Source organism: Erwinia sp. MYb375 (assembly GCF_037479175.1).
In the GTDB taxonomy this organism is placed as follows: Bacteria; Pseudomonadota; Gammaproteobacteria; order Enterobacterales; family Enterobacteriaceae; genus Erwinia; species Erwinia rhapontici.
In genome coordinates this window covers 47,230-65,878 of sequence record NZ_JBBGZS010000014.1, presented here as the reverse complement: position 1 = coordinate 65,878, position 18,649 = coordinate 47,230, and the positions used below count along the sequence as shown (strand labels likewise).

Below are 18,649 nucleotides of genomic sequence, written 5' to 3'. Positions count from 1 at the left end.
CATTAAATTTTCCATGCCTTACTTCGTTGTCGCCATCCGCCCTCGACGATAATACCTGACCACAAGGACACTTCATGCTCGTCGCTACAGCACTACTGATTATCGGTTTAGTCTTACTGGTTTATGGAGCCGATCGTCTGGTGTTTAGCGCCGCTATCTTGTGCAGATCCTTTGGTATTCCCCCGTTAATTATCGGAATGACCGTGGTGGGTATCGGCACCTCACTGCCCGAGCTGATTGTCTCGTTCTCTGCTGCCACACATGGACAGATGGATATTGCCGTAGGAACAGTGATGGGGTCGAATATTACCAATATTTTGCTGATATTGGGAGGCGCTGCGCTGTTGCACCCACTCACCGTACATTCAAACCTGATCCGGCGTGAGCTCCCACTAATGCTGCTGGTCACCCTGCTGTGCGGTGTGACGTTGTTCGATAACGAACTGAGCCGAAATGATGGTCTGGCGCTGATCGCTATCGCAGCCATCTATCTGTTGTTCATCATTAAAATCGCACGTCGGGCTGAACGCGACGGTAATGACTCACTGACCCGGGAACAGCTAGCCGAACTGCCACGCGATGATGCGGGCAATACCGTTGCTTTTCTGTGGCTGGCCGTTGCACTAATCCTGTTACCCATGTCTACGCGGATGGTGATCGATAATGCGACGGTCATTGCTGATTATTTTGGCGTGAGTGAACTGGTGATTGGCCTGACCATCATTTCAGTGGGCACCAGCCTGCCGGAACTGGCCACGGTTATTGCCGGAGCACTAAAAGGCGAAGATGATATCGCCGTCGGAAACCTGATTGGTTCAAACATCTATAATATCGCGATTGTACTGGGCATCCCGGCACTGATTCATCCCGGCACGCTCGACACCGCGATCTTCGCCCGTGATTACTGGGTGATGCTGGGGGTCAGTGCGCTGTTTACATTAATCTGTTTGCAACGCAGTCGTCGCATTGGTCGGCTGGCTGGCGCATTGTTGCTGTGCGGATTTATCGTCTGGGTGGGAATGCTCTATGGCTTCCCCTCTGTGACTTTCTGGTAAAAGGACTGGACTACTATGGCGCATATCACTGCCGATCCCGACTTTGACTTTCAACAGGCCGGGAAAGAAGTATTGCGGATTGAACGTGAAGGGTTAGAACAGCTTGATCAGTACATCAACGCCGATTTTACCCAAGCCTGCAACCTGATCTATCGCTGTGGCGGTAAAGTTGTGGTGATGGGAATGGGGAAATCGGGGCATATCGGTAAGAAGATAGCCGCTACCTTTGCCAGTACCGGTACGCCATCGTTTTTTGTCCACCCCGCTGAGGCCAGCCACGGCGATCTGGGCATGGTCAGCCCCAATGACGTTGTATTAGCCATCTCCAACTCCGGTGAGTCTTCCGAAGTTCTGGCCCTGATCCCAGTGCTGAAACGCTTGCGCGTCACGTTAATCTGCCTTACCAGCCGCCCGGAAAGTGCAATGGGCCGCGCAGCGGATGTGCATCTGTGTGTTAAAGTGCCGCAGGAAGCTTGCCCGCTGGGCCTGGCACCGACCACCAGCACAACGGCAACACTGGTCATGGGAGATGCCCTGGCCGTTGCCCTGTTGAAAGCACGTGGCTTCACACCGGAAGATTTTGCGCTCTCCCATCCCGGCGGTGCGCTGGGGCGTAAGCTGCTGCTGCGTGTTGATGATATCATGCACTCGGGTAGCGACATGCCGCACGTGAGCCGTGATGCTTCACTGCGCGATGCGCTGCTGGAAATAACGCGTAAAAATATGGGAATGACGGTAATCTGCAACGATTTGATGAAAATCGAAGGCATTTTTACCGATGGCGATTTACGCCGTGTCTTCGACATGGGCATTGATATCCAGCATGCCGGTATCGAAAGCGTGATGACCCCGGGCGGGATCCGCGTTCGGCCAAATACCCTGGCAGTGGATGCGCTGAATCTGATGCAAAACAAGAATATTACCTCCGTGATGGTCGCCGACGGCGACACACTACTGGGCGTGGTGCATATGCATGACATGCTACGTGCTGGTGTGGTTTAACAAAGGAAGTGGACAGAAATGAGTCATTCAGCAGCCACCGTTGAGACCTGTTACGGCCCGGTCAACCAACAGGTGATGACACAAGCGCAGAACATAAAACTGTTGATCTGCGATGTCGACGGCGTCATGTCAGACGGCGTGATCTACCAGGGTAACAATGGTGAAGAACTAAAAGCATTCAATGTGCGTGATGGTTACGGCATTCGCTGCCTGCTCACCTCCGGGATTGAAGTGGCTATTATTACCGGCCGTAAAGCCAAACTGCTGGAAGATCGCTGTGCTACCCTGGGGATTACGCATCTTTACCAGGGACAAACGGATAAGCTTTTGGCCTTCCGTGAACTTCTGGATACACTGTCACTCAGTGCGAATCAGGTTGCCTATATTGGTGATGATCTGATTGACTGGCCGGTCATGGCTGAAGTGGGCCTGAGTGTGACCGTTGCTGATGCGCATCCCATTTTGCTTCCCCGCGCTCACTATGTGACCCGTATTGAGGGGGGGCGTGGTGCAGTTCGGGAAATTTGCGATCTAATCCTGATTGCACAGGGCAAGTTTGATGAGGCCAAAGGGCAGTCGGTATGAGTAAAACAAGACGCTGGATGACGCTGATACTGGCACTGATCGCCATTGTGCTGATTGGCTGGAATTTGACTGCCACCGATGATAACGACGGTGCAGCAACGCAGGACAATAATGAACCCACCTATATGAGTGATAACTCACATACGGTAGTTTATAACCCAACTGGAGCACTGAGCTACAAGCTGGTTTCTGACAAGGTGACCTATTTTTCGACGGATGCTATAACCTGGTTCGATAACCCGGTGATGACTACCTACGATGAGAACAAGGTTCCGACCTGGTCAGTGCGTGGAGACAAGGCCAAACTCACTAACGATCGCATGCTGTACCTGTACGGACATGTTGAAGTTAACAGCCTGACGAAAGACGCACAGCTTGAGCGCATCAAAACAGATAATGCGCAAATTAACCTGACGACTCAGGATGTGACCTCGGACGATCAGGTAACACTTTATGGCCGCAGCTTTAACTCTACAGGTATGAAGATGCGTGGGAATTTACGGAAGAAAACTGCCGAGTTGATTGAAAAGGTCAAAACATCTTATGAAATTCAAAATGAACAAAAGCCTTAAGTTACTGACTGCAACCCTGCTCTTCGCCGTTAGCGTTCCTGCTTTAGCATTAACGGGCGATTCGGATAAACCGGTGAATGTCGACTCGGAAAATCAGGCGCTGGATATGCAGGGCAACGTCGCCACGTTCACCGGCAAAGTCATCGTGACGCAGGGTACGATTAAAATTACGGCCGATAAAGTCGTCGTGACCCGTCCTGGCGGCGACAGCAATAAAACCATTGTTGATGCCTACGGCAATCCAGCGACCTTCTACCAGATGCAGGACAGCGGCAAACCCGTGCAGGGTCACGCCCAGAAAATGCATTACGAACTGGCGAAAGACCTGGTGGAGTTAACCGGCAACGCTTATCTGGAGCAGCTCGACAGCAACGTCAAAGGCGATCGCATTACCTATCTGGTGAAAGAGCAAAAAATGCAGGCCTTCGGCAGCACCGGGAAACGCGTCACTACCGTGCTGGTACCCTCGCAGTTGCAGGACAAAGGCACACCGTCAAACGGTCAGAAAAAGAGTAACTAACGAACATGGCAACCTTAATTGCGGAAAACCTCGCGAAGGCCTACAAAGGCCGCCGCGTGGTTGAAGATGTCAGCCTGGAAGTGAAGTCTGGCGAAATCGTGGGCCTGCTGGGTCCGAACGGTGCAGGCAAAACCACCACGTTTTACATGGTGGTTGGCATCGTGCCGCGTGATGCAGGTCGCATCGTGATCGACGATGAAGACATCAGCATTTTGCCGCTGCATGCGCGTGCACGTCGGGGTATTGGCTATCTGCCACAGGAAGCCTCTATTTTCCGGCGTCTGAGTGTTTACGATAACCTGATGGCGGTGCTGCAAATTCGTGATGATCTGACCAGTGAGCAGCGTGAAGATCGCGCTAATGAACTGCTGGAAGAGTTTCACATCGAACATTTACGTGACAGCCTCGGTCAGGCGCTATCAGGCGGTGAACGCCGCCGTGTAGAAATTGCCCGGGCGCTGGCCGCCAATCCAAAGTTCATCCTGCTGGATGAACCGTTTGCCGGTGTTGACCCGATTTCCGTTATTGATATTAAAAAGATTATTGAACACCTGCGTGACAGCGGCCTCGGCGTACTGATCACTGACCATAACGTACGTGAAACGCTGGCAGTGTGTGAGCGTGCCTATATCGTCAGCCAGGGGCATCTTATCGCCCACGGCACCCCGGAAGCGATCCTGGCCGATGAGCAAGTTAAGCGTGTCTATTTGGGCGAAGAGTTCAGACTCTGATAAGGTGTTCACATTCGGTAAGTTTTCTGGGGAATTAATACTCTGAATATGAAGCAAGGTTTACAACTCAGGCTGAGTCAACAGCTTGCCATGACGCCACAACTGCAGCAGGCCATTCGCCTGCTGCAACTCTCTACGCTTGAACTACAGCAGGAAATTCAGCTGGCGCTGGAAAGTAACCCGTTGCTTGAACAGACCGACATTCACGAAGAAGTTGATACCCGCGAATATCAGGAAACAGAAGCGCTGGATACCCGGGAAGCGCTGGAACAGAAAGACATGCCCGAGGAGCTTCCACTGGATGCCACCTGGGATGAAATCTACACCGCAGGTACGCCGTCAGGCACGGGTACCGACTATCATGACGATGAATTACCTGTGTATCAGGGTGAAACGACCCAGACACTACAGGATTATCTGATGTGGCAGGTGGAGCTCACGCCTTTTACCGATACCGATCGCGCGATTGCGACCTCGATTGTCGATGCTGTCGACGATACGGGCTACCTGACCGTGTCGCTGGAAGAAGTGCTTGAGAGTATGGGTAACGATGAGCTAACCATCGACGAAGTGGAAGCGGTGCTGAAACGCGTACAGCGTTTCGATCCGGTGGGCGTCTGCGCCCGCGATCTGCGCGACTGTTTACTGGTACAGCTCTCCCAGTTTGCGGCAGATGTGCCGCTGCTGAAAGAAGCCCGGCTGATTGTCAGTGAGCATCTCGACCTGCTGGCCAACCATGATTTCCGCAGCCTGATGCGCGTCACACGCCTTAAAGAAGACGTGCTCAAGGGGGCAATGCAGGTTATTCAAACGCTTGACCCGCGCCCAGGCCAATCGATCAATACTCAGGAACCCGAGTATGTCATTCCAGATGTGCTGGTGCGTAAAGTCAGCAATCGCTGGATGGTCGAGTTGAATGCAGACAGCGTACCGCGTCTGAAGATTAATCAGCATTATGCTTCACTAGGCTCAAGCTCGCGCAGCGACAGTGATTCGCAGTTTATCCGCAGTAATTTGCAGGAAGCGAAATGGCTGATTAAAAGCCTGGAAAGCCGAAATGATACGCTGCTGAAAGTGACACGCTGTATCGTGGATCAGCAGCAGGCCTTTTTCGAACAGGGCGAAGAGTATATGCGCCCAATGGTGCTGGCCGATATTGCCAGTGCCGTCGAAATGCATGAATCGACCATTTCCCGTGTGACTACCCAAAAGTATCTGCACAGTCCACGTGGTATTTTTGAACTCAAGTATTTTTTCTCCAGTCACGTCAATACCGAAGGGGGTGGCGAAGCCTCCTCCACGGCGATTCGGGCACTGGTGAAAAAATTAATCTCGGCGGAGAATCCCGTCAAACCACTCAGCGACAGCAAGCTCACCTCCATGCTTTCCGAACAGGGAATTATGGTGGCACGGCGCACTGTGGCAAAATACCGAGAGTCTTTATCCATCCCGCCATCAAATCAGCGCAAACAGCTGGTCTGAACGAACAGAGAAGGAAGACACTATGCAGCTCAATATCACTGGACAGCACGTTGAAATCACCGAGCCACTGCGCGAGTTTGTGACAGCGAAGTTTGCCAAACTGGAGCAATACTTTGACCGGATTAACCAGGTCTATATTGTTTTAAAAGTGGAGAAAGTGACGCAAATTGCCGATGCAACATTGCATGTGAATGGCGGCGAGCTGCATGCCACCTCGGAAGATAAAGATATGTACGCGGCGATTGACGGCCTGATCGACAAGCTGACTCGCCAGTTGAATAAACACAAAGATAAGCTAAAACAACACTAAATCTCACAATGCATTGATGGTGTTTCAGCAACCCGCTTCTTCTGGCATAGGCTGAAAGCGGTATCGGCTCGTATTCTTCCGGGAATACGAGCCGTTAATCAATACGGCATGTTAATCTCTTGATCTGAACGTAGGTAAAGAGTGTCCTGCCTGCGGAAGTGAAAAGTTAAGTGAAACTATGATGAACAATGATTTGAAACTGGAACTGGGCTCCGTGTTGAGCGTCTCGTGTACCCGTAATGGCGTACATTGCCAGAGCAAAAAACGTGCGCTGGAAATTATCAGCGAGCTTGCAGCGAAACAGCTTAACCTCCCGCATCAGACAATTTTTGAAGCGATTCTGACGCGTGAAAGAATGGGCAGCACAGGTATCGGTAATGGCATTGCCATCCCGCACGGCAAGCTGGAAGAAGATACGCTACGTGCAGTCGGTGTCTTTATTCGCCTTGACCAGCCCATCGCGTTTGATGCGATTGATAATCAGCCCGTGGACCTGTTGTTTGCCCTGCTGGTGCCAGCAGATCAGTGTAAAACACATCTTCATACTCTCTCTCTGGTTGCCAAGCGCCTGGCAGATAAAACCGTTCTGCGTCGCCTGCGTGCCGCACAAAACGATGAAGATCTTTACGAGATCATCACGGAAGATCACGAAGAGAGTTAGTCATTCTGCAACAGTCCCCGACACAATGAAGTTGTAGCAACGCAGCGAAATGCAGCGCTGGTGCAGCTTCAGGTCTCAGGGAAAGCGGGTTAAATTGGGGGAAAAGTGAAATGGTGCTGATGATCGTCAGCGGTCGCTCAGGCTCAGGGAAATCAGTGGCGTTACGCGCTCTGGAAGACATGGGTTTTTACTGCGTGGATAACCTGCCCGTGGTCTTGCTGCCTGATCTGGCTAATTCGCTGGCTGAGCGCAACATATCTGCTGCAGTGAGTATCGATGTACGCAACATGCCGGAATCTCCGGAGGTGTTTGAAACCGCACTCACCAATTTACCAGACTGTTTTTCGCCGCAGCTTCTGTTCCTAGATGCTGACCGTAATACGTTAATCCGTCGTTATAGCGATACCCGTCGCCTGCATCCGCTCTCCAGTAAAAATCTGTCGTTGGAAAGTGCCATCGATGAAGAGAGCGACCTGCTGGAACCATTACGTTCCCGAGCAGATTTGATTATAGACACCTCAGAAATGTCAGTGCACGAGCTGGCAGAGATGCTGCGTACCCGCCTGCTGGGTAAACGCGAACGTGAACTGACCATGGTGTTCGAATCTTTCGGTTTCAAGCACGGTATTCCCATTGACGCCGATTATGTGTTTGATGTCCGTTTTCTGCCGAACCCACACTGGGATCCGAAACTGCGTCCGATGACCGGTCTTGACCGCCCCGTTGCCGCTTTCCTTGATCGTCATACTGAAGTGCATAATTTTATTTATCAGACGCGCAGCTACCTGGAGTTATGGTTACCGATGCTGGAAACCAATAACCGTAGCTATCTGACAGTAGCGATCGGCTGTACCGGCGGTAAACATCGTTCCGTGTATATTGCCGAGCAGCTGGCAGATTATTTCCGCTCGCGCGGTAAAAACGTTCAGTCTCGTCACCGTACGCTGGAAAAACGCAAATCATGACCGTAAAACAGACCGTTGAGATTAAAAATAAGCTGGGTATGCACGCGCGCCCGGCGATGAAGCTGTTCGAACTGGTACAGAGTTTTGATGCCGAAGTGCTGCTGCGCAATGAAAGCGGTACTGAAGCGGAAGCCAGCAGTGTGATCGCGCTACTGATGCTGGACTCCGCTAAAGGCGGCCATATCGAAGTTGAAGCCAGTGGTGCGCAAGAAGAAGAAGCGCTGGCCGCTGTGATCGATCTGTTTAATGCCGGATTCGACGAAGACTAATCCTCACCTCTGAACAGACCGGCGCTTCAGCCGGCCTGTTCGCTATTTCCCGCCAGAATCAATGCAACTTATGTTCCCGCAGGAAACTCTCACCCCCGAGCTGGCGCATCTGCCGCAGGATCCACTGTTGACGCTGACGCACATAGCCAGACGGTGCATCAGCCCTAAAGCGAATCGGATTGGGTAGCACCGCAGCCAGCAGCGCTGCTTCAGACATAGAGAGGCGACTGGCCGGTTTGTTGAAATAGCGCTGAGAGGCCTCCTCCACGCCAAACACCCCTTTCCCCATCTCAGCCACGTTAAGATAAACAGTGAGGATCCGGCGTTTGGTCCATACCGTTTCAATTCCCACCGTCAGTCCTGCCTCCAGGCCTTTACGCACCCAACTCCTTCCATCCCAGAGAAATACGTTTTTGGCCGTTTGCTGCGAAAGTGTCGATGCACCACGCATACCCGCTCTCTCATTACTACTGTCCAGCACCGACTGAATAGCGGCCACATCAAATCCCCAGTGCGTCGGGAACTTCTGATCCTCAGAGGCAATGACCGCCAGTGCCATCCACGGTGAAATCTTATCCATCGCCACCCAGTCAGAATGAGCCACATAGCGAAAATCACCACTGAACCAGGCGCCCAACTGCCGTTCGGCCATCACGGCAGAGAACGGAACCGGCAAAAAAGCAAAGAGGACAATACCGCCAACCCATAAACCCGTTATGCCCAGGGCCAGACGAAATAAACCCGACTTGATCCGCGCCATCACGCGCAATTTATTGCGACTCATACCCAAGGATCCGCCCAAAATTTATCAGTATGAAAATACACCAGGATTTTTCCTTTATTGTCAGTTAATCCGACATAACCGGAATCGGTTCCATTAAATCACGCACTTAACCTTCACTCCACGATGGATCTGTCGGAAGCCGAAAACAGACTAAATTGATTGGTTCGCCCTGCTTATAAATTTCATCTGGAAGCTTTCGATTATTCAGCCTCACATTAAGAAAATCACGCGTACATTTGGCCTTTGAATCCATTTTCCACAGCCTCACCTTACTGGAATGAGCTATTTATCTTGCTGAACGGAGTCAGCATTTACCGACCGCTGGAGGGCGATTCGGTAATTTGTGCTAGCAGAAACCAAAACGTTTCGGGAAACCAGATTAAAAACCCAATAAAAAACAATAAAAACATGAATTTACACTTAAAAAAATCGATTACACCAGCGAGACTCTCGTACCTAAGTAAAAACTCATCAGAGCAAAAAGTTCACGTCAATCTCACAATGAGGAGAAAAGCCAGAATCGTTCAATAAACATACGGATTATCGCAAAATGTAATTCGTCGCTTGACTGGATTGTGAAAATCGGTTCTTCTATTTACGAACGCTGCTCAACATCACACATTTTAATGAATCCGGTAACATGTGACGCAAGATTTGCTAAAGTAGTGACTGAGCATTGTTATGTTCACCCAATACCTAAACCTGAGCTCTCGACGATTCTTATCAAAATAGCTCAGGAGGACCTTTTTCCCTGGTGTTGGCGCAGTATTCGCGCACCCCGGCTTCGGTCGGGGTCATTTTTTTTCAGCGTCTGTCACCCATTGCCGTAACACTTCCACGTCATTGCGCCACTCGTGCTTAAGCTCATCGATCCATTCCTGAACGTTATCCCACCATGCAGGCAGCTCAGGGCTTTGTATCTGTTTTGCAACCTGCTGCAAATGCGTCAGCCCCACGGAACCCGCAGCGCCTTTAATTTTGTGCCCTTCTTCAGCGATGCCTTTCTGATCTCGCGCCATCATGTTGGAATCCAGTACCGCCAGGTAACCCGGCATCATCTGTTCGAACATTGCCAGACTCTGATGGATCAGTTTCGGCCCGACCAGCTCGATATACTGTTCAAGCATAGGCACATCCAGTAACGCCAGTTCTTTCTCATCCATATTGAACTCCGGTGCATCAGGCAGATCAATTGCCTGAAAATCCCAGTATCTTTTGATCATCGCTGTGAGTGCAGGAACGGCCAGAGGCTTGCTCAGTACATCATCCATGCCCGCATCGAGATATTCACTTTTATCCTTCAGGACGTTTGCCGTCAGCGCCACCAGCGGCGGCAGATGCTCTCCGGCATGACGCTGGTGAATGATGCGCGCCACATCCAGTCCGGTCATGTCGGGTAGCTGGATATCCAGCAACACCAGATCGAACTCGTCCGGGTCAAACATATCCAGTGCGGCTTGTCCCGTCATCGCCACTTCTACGCTGTTGCCCAGTTTCTCAAGCACGGAACGAGCAACCACCACGTTCAACTCAATATCCTCCACCAGCAGCACGTGCAGCGCAGGCAGTGGCAGATCCTCTTCCTGCTGCTCATCTTTGAGGTCTTCAACCACACGCGGTGCGTTGAGCGTCAGGGTGAAGCAAGAGCCCTGCCCAGGCGCGCTATGCACGCTGATGTCGCCTCCCATACTCTGTGCCAGACGGCGAGATACCGCCAGCCCGATACCCGTACCCGTCGCAGGTTTGCCGCCCCGCTGATCCTTCACCTGGTAATACATGGCAAAAATTTTATCCTGCTCATCCTGCGGGATACCCATGCCGGAATCTTCGACTTCGAAGTACAGGCAGTCATCCTGGTGATAGCCAACCCGCACCACGATTTCCCCTTGCTGGGTAAATTTCACCGCGTTGCCAATCAGGTTCCACAGGATCTGACGCAGTCGCGTGCCATCAGCAATGATTTTGTGGGGAAGCGGTAGCGATGGCGCCAGCACAAACTTCAGCCCTTTTGGCTCGGCCAGCAAGCCGGAGAGGTTTTCCAGATCGGCAAGGAATCCTGTGAAATCAATAGGCTGATTATCAAGCTGCACTTTTCGGCGCTCGATTTTGTCCATCTCAATCACATCATTAAAAATGTTACCCAGTGTAATAGCGGAAACATGGATGGTTTTAAGATACTTAAGCTGTTCCTGGTTGAGGTGAGTATCCAACAGAATACGGCTCAAACCCACAATGCCATTAAGCGGCGTACGAAGCTCGTGGCTGATAGTAGAGATAAAAGTAGTCTTCTCCCTACTGGCATTCTCTAACGCGTCCTGGTAGCGCTTACGCTCGGTTATATCGCGTCCAAAACCCATCAGCCCACTACGTTTCCCTACGCGGTCGTAATAAGGCACCTTCCGGATTTCAAAACAGGCTTTGCGTCCATCGGGATATTGCAGCCACTGCTCATAAGTCAGGGAGACATTATGACGGAATACTTTCTCATCGGTTTCCAACACCTTGGTCGCTGCATCGTCGTCGTAGACATCTTTTGGAGTCAGGCCGATAAGCTGTTTTTCGCTTTTGCCCGTGAGCAACTCCATCGCGCGGTTACAGCCTGAGAACTGCTGGTCAATATTGCGGTAGAACACGAGATCAGGGGAAGCATCAAGGAATGAACGCAGAAAAGAGGATTGTTGTTCGAGTTCGATTTGCGCTTCTTCACGCCGCGCCATCTCCTCTTTCAATTTTGCCACCACCTGCAAGCGTGCGTCCTCGGCCTTAATTCGGTCAGTAATCTCCTGATTCAACTGGATGATATTACCCTGCATCTGCTGATTAAGTTCCAAATCACGGTTGCGCATCTCTTCCAGCTTATCAACCAGCCGGGCAAGGCGCTGACGCGATTCTTCCAGTTGTTCCACCACCACAGAGAGGAAGTAAACCGCCCAGGGCGTGATCAGCAGACCGAAAAATACCGAACGTACCATATCGATACTTTCAACATGACCACGCAGCACCATGGTGACCGCCATCTGCACAATCATAGCCAGTACCACCAGCGCTGATGCCAACAGCAACGAGAAGCGCACCAGCCCCAGTTTGACCATCAAATCAACGTAGTACTGCGCTAATAAGCGAATTTGTTTCATAAAGGATTCCTTCCAGCCGGATAGCGGCAATCATACCGGAATTGAACAAAAGACCAACGCGCTATCTACCCCCCCAGTGCCAGAAATCTGCACAGTAATAGTGCAGCAGCACCCACAGCCCTCAGCGGGTTATGACGGGATTTTCCGCGCCCTGCTGCCTGAGACTGGCACTGGCGGCAAAACCAGGCCTGGCAATGCTCTCGCCAGGGTGGCCGACAATAAAAACTTTTTTTCCCTCTCAGCAAAAAGTTACCCTTTAAGATATTGACTAAATTTTATAACTGCATAATCTGTAGGGCCGCTCTGGATTCAGCGCGCCTTTCTCTTGTTGATACTTTTCATAGCGATGGTCGGCCCCACTCGCAGTCTCTCGTCACATCCAACGAATAATCATTCACAATTAATGAAATATTAATCACACCTGGCATGATTAATTTTACTAATGACACCCCTCTGTTTAATTCAAATAACCCTCCCTACTAAAAACAGTGCGTTCCTGCGGTTATCAGGAACCTAACAGCACATTCTGCTGCCAATAACCCCGGCACCAGCATGGTGCAGAGATTTGCCCGCTGCCCTATAGTGAGTCAGCTCACACTTCCTGTGCCTTCACGCATGGGTCGATAGGGTTAAAATATGGCATTTTCTTGTTATTTATCATTGTGATAAATAACAAAACACACTAAAAGGTATAAGTAAGATCGCTATTTGACCTGAGTACGCTTTCCCGATAAGTTGGAAATCCGCTGGAAGCTTTCCTAACGGGCCAGTGTCTCGGCATATCTATGCAGCAAGTAGACTCCCTCGTGATGCAAGTTATCTCCAATTTGAGACCCGGAATTTCGTGAGCAACTCATTCAAGGACGTTTAAACAAATGTCCGTCAATGGAATGTTCGGAGTCACGGTGTCTGCGTTTTAGCGGCATAAAATGATACAGAGCCAGAGAAGACTGCCCGTAGCGCTCTGTGCCTGAAGAACAGTGGTAATGTCAAAAGCAGTTTAAGGAGGCCCTCGATGTCCAACTCAAAACCTTATCCCTATGGCTTGTATGATCCATCAAAAGACAGTGATAGCTGTGGCGTAGGTTTCATTACTCGTAAGGACGGCGAGCAAACTCATGAGGTTCTGCAGATGGCACACAATGCCCTGTGCACCGTTCCTCATCGCGGGGGTATGTCAGCCGAAGGCGTGGGTGATGGCGCTGGCGTCAACGTTGACCTCTCTTTGCACTTTTTCCGCAAAATTACCGGATTGCCGCTGGAAGCGGGCCGTTATGGCGTCGGTAACTTCTTTGTCCCGAAAGACAGTGCGCTTCGTGCCAACGCCGAGCGCCTGGTCGAAGAAACGCTGGCCGCCTACGATTTGACGATCATCGTTAAGCGCGATATGCCGCTGGATAACAGCGTGCTGCGCCCGGCGGCGATTCAGTTCCAGTTGCCTATCGCGCAATGGGTGTTTACTGCCCCGGCCGATGTGACCAACCAGATTGATTTTGAAAAGCGCATTTATCGTGCCCTGCTGGACATCGAAGCCCGCGCCTTTACTGAAAGTGAATTTGGCGGTCTCTATCCGCTGTCGCTTTCCTCGCGCACGCAGGTATTTAAAGCACGTCTGAACTCCAATGAAGTGATTCCTTATTTCCAGGATCTGACCGATGCTGACCACCAGGTACGCGGTCTGTTCTTCCATACCCGTTTTTCAACCAATACCGACCCACACACCACCATGGCGCAGCCGTTCCGCCTGATGGCGCACAACGGTGAACTGAATACTGACCGTAAAAACCGCATTGCAGAATCCGCGCTTGCGCTGGCACGCGGTAAGAAGATCGTGCGTCCGAAAGGCCAGTCAGACAGCTCCCGTCTTGACCAGAGCATCCACAGCCGCCTGATGGAAGATAACCTGGACCTGATCACCGCCGTGGTATCGATGATGCCGCCAGCATGGGAAAACGATCCATCATTGTCTGCTGAAGTGCGTGCGATGCTGGAATATTTCTCACTGTACGAAGAGAAGAATGACGGCCCGGCCGCTCTGATCTTTGGTAACGGCGAAGTGATTGGTGCGCGTCTTGACCGTCTGGGGCTGCGTCCTCTGCGTTCTGTCGAAACCGCTGAATACATCGGTGCGATGTCGGAAGCGGGCCAGATCGCCTTCCCACCGGAAAGCGTACTACGCCGTGGCCGTATCGAAGCGGGCGGGATGCTCTATTACGATCACCGTGAAAAACGCAGCTACACCACCATCGAAGCGCTGGAGAAACTGGCTGCGGTGGCTGACTACCCGGCTCTGCTGGCAGAGTCGCGCGTCACATTACAGGAACTCCCGGTTATTCCGGCAGAGCAACAAGGCTCGCCTCTGCGTTACAGCGGTGACCTCAAAACCTATCAGCGTTTTGTGGCTTACTACTACAACCAGGAAAGCTTCAAATTCATGATGGACCCGATGCTGACCACCGGCGCTGAGAAAATTTCAGCGATGGGTTACGGCAACGCGATTAACGCCCTGTCCGATCATGAAGGTGGCATGGCGCACTACTTCTCCCAGCGCTTTGCCCAGGTCACTAACCCACCGCTGGATTCTATCCGTGAAGTAGACGGCATGACGCTGCGCGTAGCATTAGGTGCTAAACCGCATCTCGGGCGCAGCAAAGGCCACCAGATTGTGGTTCCAACACCGATTCTGACGCATCTGGATATGCTGCAACTGCGCGAGCAGACCGTGGCACCGTATGCCCGTTTTGAAATGCTCTACGAGCCAGTTATCGGGACCGATCCTGAGAGCCGTGCGGCCAACGCCGATGCGCTGGAAAAAGCCATTGATGCCCTGGCGCAGGATGTGGTTGATTTCGCGCGTGAACAGGGCGGCATCGCCGTTATTACTGACCGCCATATTTCCTCGACGCGTGCGGCTATCCCGATGCTGCTGATGGTGTCGGCGATCAACCAGCGCCTGGTGCAGGAAGGCCTGCGTCTTGATGTTTCACTGGTGGTGGAAAGCGGTCAGAGTATCTCTTCACATCACATTGCCGCGACCCTCGGTTTCGGTGCTTCGGCGGTTTATCCGCTCGGCGTGCAGATGCGTGCTGAAGAGAAGTATGGTGAAGGCGAAGAAGGTAATAAAGCCTTTAAACGCTATGCCAAAGCCGCTGAAAAAGCCCTGATGAAAACCATGGGTAAAGTGGGCTTGTGTACCGTTGAAAGCTACAGCTGTGGCGAATTCTTTGAACCGAACTTCCTGGATACCGAAGATCGCGTGCTGAAGAAGTATTTCCCGAATATCAAAACCCCGGTGGGCGGCGCTGGCTTTGCCACCATCGCACAGATGGCCGTTGACTGGCACCAGAGTGCGCTGCGCATTCAGGGCGAGTCTGACGTACCGTTGCTGGGGCTGTTTAAAGAGCGTGCAGAAGGTGCAGGCCACTCTTACGGAACCATTGCCGTACGTACCTTTATCGATATGACTGAGCAGCCTATCCGCTTTAGCGACAAAGCCCGTGAGGAGGATAATTTTATCCGCCTGATGACGCTGGCCAAGCTGGATAATGCCTTCAATATCAAAGCGAAGTCCTTTACTGACAGCAGCTTCGAACGCATCCCGAATGAGGTGATCGATAACTTCACCATCACCGCTGATTACCGCCAGTTCTCCAGCCTGATGCTGGAAGAGCGTAAACGTCGCCCGGCGGCTCTGCGTGATATTCTCGCCCTGCCGGCAGACTTAACGCACGTCGATAGCGAAGCAGAGTTCACTCGCAAGCTGGGCCGTTACTCGCTGGTCAACAACGGCTTTGCCGTGCGTGGGCTGGTTTGCGAGCCGATCGAAGGCCGTGAAGGACAGTTTACCGTGCGCCTGACTGATGCCATCGTCGGCCTGAAAAGCGAGCATGACCGCCTGACTACGCTGTCCGGCGTCCTGAAAAAACGCTTTGGTGACGCGATTCAGCATGCTGAAGTGGCGGCGGATGCCCTGCACCTGACGGCAACCGGAAAAGCGGCAGATTATCTGTCACGCATCTTCACTATCTCTCCGGCACTGCCATTGAGCGAAGTGCAGCCCGCTCACGAAATTACCCGTACCTTTGCCTCTGGCGCCATGAGCCACGGTGCGCTGGTCGCCCCGGCGCACGAAGCCGTTGCTCACGGCACCAACATGGTGGGCGGCATGAGTAACTGCGGTGAAGGCGGTGAACACTACTCACGCCACGGCACCATTCGTGCTTCCCGTATCAAGCAGCTGGCATCCGGTCGTTTCGGCGTCTGGGCGGCCTATCTGGCTGACCCGATGCTCGAAGAGCTGGAAATCAAGATTGGCCAGGGCGCAAAACCGGGTGAAGGCGGCCAGTTACCGGCAGCCAAAGTCACGGTAGAAATCGCGGCGGCACGGGGTGGTACACCGGGCGTGGAGCTGGTTTCACCTCCTCCGCACCATGACACCTATTCGATTGAAGATCTGGCGCAGCTGATCCACGACTGTAAAGCGGCGCGTGTGCGTGTCATCGTCAAACTGGTTTCCTCTGAAGGTATCGGCACCATTGCCGTTGGCGTGGCGAAAGCCGGTGCCGATGTCATCAACGTTGCCGGTAACACCGGGGGGACCGGGGCAGCCTCGGTCACCAGCCTGAAATACACCGGACGCGTGGCAGAAATCGGCATTGCCGAAGTGCATCAGGCGCTGTGTGCCAACGGCCTGCGTGAAAAAGTGCTGCTGCGCTGCTCTGGGGCACAGCAGACAGGTAGCGACGTGGTGAAATCCGCACTGCTGGGCGGCGACAGTTTCGAGTTCGGCACCACTGCACTGATGATGCTGAAATGTGTGATGGCGAAAAACTGTAACGTGAAATGCCCGGCAGGCCTGACCACTAATGCCGAAGCCTTTGATGGCGATCCGCGTCAGCTGGCGCAGTACTTTATCAACGTCGCACATGAAGTGCGTGAAATGCTGGCACGTCTCGGCCTGCGCTCACTGCGCGAAGCCCGTGGCCGCTCGGATCTGCTGCACCTGATGGATCACCCACTGGAAGTCGGCAAACTGGACCTGCGTGCCATGCTGACCGTAGTGCCCGAGCTGAAAATCGCCCGTCCAGTCTATCTGGAAAAAGATTTTGAGCTGGATAACGGCTGGATTGATCTGCTGAACGATCAGCTGGTCAGCCAGGGATCCACTGAGATCAAACTCGGCGCAGGGATCACACTGAATAACCGTAACAAGAGCGTGGGTGGTCAGCTGGCTATCGACATTGAGCGCCTGCTGAACCATACACTGAACGCTGAGCACCTGAGCCGTATTCCGGCCGCGCTGCTGGACGATCGCGGTCGCCGCTATCTGGCACCGGCGACGATCACTATCTCTACCTCCGGTTCTGCTGGCCAGTCCTACGGTGTGTTCTGTAACGATGGCATGCGCCTGGAACATTACGGCACCTGTAACGACGGTGTGGGTAAAGGGCAGTGCGGCGGTGAGATTGTGGTGATGTCGCCTGGCGGCGGCTCACAGGACGCGGAAGGCAACGTGCTGATCGGTAACTTTGCCCTGTTCGGTGCCACCGGCGGGCGTCTGTACGCACAAGGCCAGGCGGGTGACCGTTTTGCCGTACGTAACTCCGGTGCAACTGCGGTTGTTGAAGGCGTCGGTGATTTCTGCTGCGAATATATGACGAACGGTGCGGTGCTTAACCTGGGTACATACGGTACGGGTTTTGGTAATGGCATGAGCGGCGGTTTCGCCTACCAGTACGACCCGTACGGCACGCTGGCGGGTTCTGCAGCCGGTGATTCCGTGATGCTGGGGTCCATCACTGATGACAACGAGATGGCGCGCGTTCATAAAGAAGCGGTACTGACCATGCTGAACTGGCATCTGGAAGCGACCTCTTCTCCACGTGCTCAGTGGTTGCTTGATCACTGGGAAACAGAGAGCCAGCATTTCGTTTACGTGATGCCGCGTTCCCTGTTGCTGTATCAGGATGGCGCTGAGATCCTGAAAGCGAAAACCCGTAAGGATTTACTCGAAGAACTCTCTACCGCGCTTGCCGGTCATCAGGTCGCGAAATTTAAAGCGGCATGGCGTGAAGGTAAAGCCATCGCCAATGGTGCAGTTCCGGGCTACGGCGCAACGGATACCCCCGAGATGCTGGTGTTGTTAAACAACTACACCGTCCTCAGCTCTGCGCAGCAGCTGGCACTTTCGCGTCTGCCGAAAGGCACTTCAGTGGAAGACCCGGCGGTTGAGAAAGCAGTGCGTAACCTGCTGATGACCGAGGATTTCACGCTGATCAGCAAGTTGCAGCGCCACGGTCGCGCTGCCATTGAAAGCTACAGTGATGAGGAGCTTTCCTGCCTGATTGGTGCGAAGCGCATGACAGATTATAAAGCCGCGCTGACGCAACGTAACATCCGTTCAATGGACAGTCTGGCGACGTACGGTTGGATCATGTATCAGGATGCATGCAACAGAGAAGTACTGGGACGGCTGCCTGACTTTGAAGAGCTGTTCGCACGTGCTGCACTGCCTGAACTGGCTGCCGCAGTCGGCAAATTAGCCTGATTATTGATAAGAACAGAAACTAATATTCTATA

The 18,649-nt window shown here is 52.6% G+C and carries 14 protein-coding genes; 12 read left to right on the top strand and 2 right to left on the bottom strand.

The window, feature by feature from the left end; translation table 11 throughout:
- Nucleotides 1-74 precede the first annotated feature (74 nt).
- From WH279_RS06830 to npr, 11 genes are all read left to right on the top strand, one after another.
- Complete coding sequence (locus WH279_RS06830; RefSeq protein ID WP_339455394.1) at nt 75-1,055, top strand: calcium/sodium antiporter; 981 nt, start codon at nt 75-77, stop codon at nt 1,053-1,055.
- Between the two features lie 15 nt (nt 1,056-1,070).
- A complete protein-coding gene (gene kdsD / locus WH279_RS06825) occupies nt 1,071-2,057 on the top strand; it encodes an arabinose-5-phosphate isomerase KdsD (protein ID WP_339455393.1) in 987 nt (328 codons plus the stop codon).
- A gap of 18 nt (nt 2,058-2,075) precedes the next feature.
- Nucleotides 2,076-2,642: a 3-deoxy-manno-octulosonate-8-phosphatase KdsC gene (gene kdsC / locus WH279_RS06820; protein ID WP_339455392.1), complete on the top strand. Its 567-nt coding sequence runs from the start codon at nt 2,076-2,078 to the stop codon at nt 2,640-2,642.
- Complete coding sequence (gene lptC / locus WH279_RS06815) at nt 2,639-3,214, top strand: LPS export ABC transporter periplasmic protein LptC (RefSeq protein WP_200642724.1); 576 nt, start codon at nt 2,639-2,641, stop codon at nt 3,212-3,214. The genes kdsC and lptC overlap by 4 nt, the downstream gene beginning before the upstream one ends.
- Nucleotides 3,186-3,734, top strand: a complete 549-nt coding sequence (gene lptA, locus WH279_RS06810) for a lipopolysaccharide ABC transporter substrate-binding protein LptA (RefSeq protein ID WP_200642723.1) — start codon at nt 3,186-3,188, stop codon at nt 3,732-3,734. The genes lptC and lptA overlap by 29 nt, the downstream gene beginning before the upstream one ends.
- 5 nt (nt 3,735-3,739) lie before the next feature.
- Nucleotides 3,740-4,465, top strand: coding sequence for an LPS export ABC transporter ATP-binding protein (gene lptB, locus WH279_RS06805; protein ID WP_200642722.1), 726 nt, complete (start codon nt 3,740-3,742; stop codon nt 4,463-4,465).
- A gap of 48 nt (nt 4,466-4,513) precedes the next feature.
- Nucleotides 4,514-5,947, top strand: coding sequence for an RNA polymerase factor sigma-54 (gene rpoN, locus WH279_RS06800; protein ID WP_200642721.1), 1,434 nt, complete (start codon nt 4,514-4,516; stop codon nt 5,945-5,947).
- 22 nt (nt 5,948-5,969) lie between these two features.
- The gene (hpf, locus tag WH279_RS06795) at nt 5,970-6,257 is read left to right on the top strand and encodes a ribosome hibernation promoting factor (protein ID WP_133844107.1); all 288 of its coding nucleotides are present in this window, start codon (nt 5,970-5,972) and stop codon (nt 6,255-6,257) included.
- A gap of 178 nt (nt 6,258-6,435) precedes the next feature.
- Nucleotides 6,436-6,918 carry a PTS IIA-like nitrogen regulatory protein PtsN gene (ptsN, locus tag WH279_RS06790; RefSeq protein WP_200642720.1) on the top strand — a complete coding sequence of 161 codons (483 nt, stop codon included), beginning with the start codon at nt 6,436-6,438 and terminating at the stop codon, nt 6,916-6,918.
- 110 nt (nt 6,919-7,028) lie between these two features.
- On the top strand, nt 7,029-7,883 hold the full coding sequence (rapZ, locus tag WH279_RS06785; protein ID WP_154753153.1) for an RNase adapter RapZ: 855 nt from the start codon (nt 7,029-7,031) through the stop codon (nt 7,881-7,883).
- Entirely contained in the window at nt 7,880-8,152 is a 273-nt protein-coding gene (gene npr, locus WH279_RS06780) for a PTS phosphocarrier protein NPr (protein ID WP_133844113.1), read from the top strand. The genes rapZ and npr overlap by 4 nt, the downstream gene beginning before the upstream one ends.
- A gap of 58 nt (nt 8,153-8,210) precedes the next feature.
- On the opposite strand, the gene mtgA is transcribed toward npr, so the two are convergent.
- Nucleotides 8,211-8,912: a monofunctional biosynthetic peptidoglycan transglycosylase gene (mtgA, locus tag WH279_RS06775; protein WP_418903918.1), complete on the bottom strand. Its 702-nt coding sequence runs from the start codon at nt 8,910-8,912 to the stop codon at nt 8,211-8,213.
- Nucleotides 8,913-9,730: 818 nt separating this feature from the next.
- The gene (arcB, locus tag WH279_RS06770) at nt 9,731-12,070 is read right to left on the bottom strand and encodes an aerobic respiration two-component sensor histidine kinase ArcB (protein ID WP_339455391.1); all 2,340 of its coding nucleotides are present in this window, start codon (nt 12,068-12,070) and stop codon (nt 9,731-9,733) included.
- Nucleotides 12,071-13,085: 1,015 nt separating this feature from the next.
- On the opposite strand from arcB, the gene WH279_RS06765 reads away from it, so the two are divergent.
- On the top strand, nt 13,086-18,617 hold the full coding sequence (locus tag WH279_RS06765; RefSeq protein ID WP_339455390.1) for a glutamate synthase-related protein: 5,532 nt from the start codon (nt 13,086-13,088) through the stop codon (nt 18,615-18,617).
- The last annotated feature ends 32 nt before the right edge of the window (nt 18,618-18,649 follow it).

Bases quoted from the DNA above. Each gene is read 5' to 3' on its own strand.
- rapZ (WP_154753153.1), top strand. From the start codon at position 7,029: ATGGTGCTGATGATCGTCAGCGGTCGCTCAGGCTCAGGGAAATCAGTG.
- mtgA (WP_418903918.1), bottom strand. From the start codon at position 8,912: ATGGCGCGGATCAAGTCGGGTTTATTTCGTCTGGCCCTGGGCATAACG.
- hpf (WP_133844107.1), top strand. From the start codon at position 5,970: ATGCAGCTCAATATCACTGGACAGCACGTTGAAATCACCGAGCCACTG.
- lptB (WP_200642722.1), top strand. From the start codon at position 3,740: ATGGCAACCTTAATTGCGGAAAACCTCGCGAAGGCCTACAAAGGCCGC.
- arcB (WP_339455391.1), bottom strand. From the start codon at position 12,070: ATGAAACAAATTCGCTTATTAGCGCAGTACTACGTTGATTTGATGGTC.
- ptsN (WP_200642720.1), top strand. From the start codon at position 6,436: ATGATGAACAATGATTTGAAACTGGAACTGGGCTCCGTGTTGAGCGTC.
- npr (WP_133844113.1), top strand. From the start codon at position 7,880: ATGACCGTAAAACAGACCGTTGAGATTAAAAATAAGCTGGGTATGCAC.
- lptC (WP_200642724.1), top strand. From the start codon at position 2,639: ATGAGTAAAACAAGACGCTGGATGACGCTGATACTGGCACTGATCGCC.
- lptA (WP_200642723.1), top strand. From the start codon at position 3,186: ATGAAATTCAAAATGAACAAAAGCCTTAAGTTACTGACTGCAACCCTG.
- kdsC (WP_339455392.1), top strand. From the start codon at position 2,076: ATGAGTCATTCAGCAGCCACCGTTGAGACCTGTTACGGCCCGGTCAAC.
- WH279_RS06765 (WP_339455390.1), top strand. From the start codon at position 13,086: ATGTCCAACTCAAAACCTTATCCCTATGGCTTGTATGATCCATCAAAA.
- WH279_RS06830 (WP_339455394.1), top strand. From the start codon at position 75: ATGCTCGTCGCTACAGCACTACTGATTATCGGTTTAGTCTTACTGGTT.
- kdsD (WP_339455393.1), top strand. From the start codon at position 1,071: ATGGCGCATATCACTGCCGATCCCGACTTTGACTTTCAACAGGCCGGG.
- rpoN (WP_200642721.1), top strand. From the start codon at position 4,514: ATGAAGCAAGGTTTACAACTCAGGCTGAGTCAACAGCTTGCCATGACG.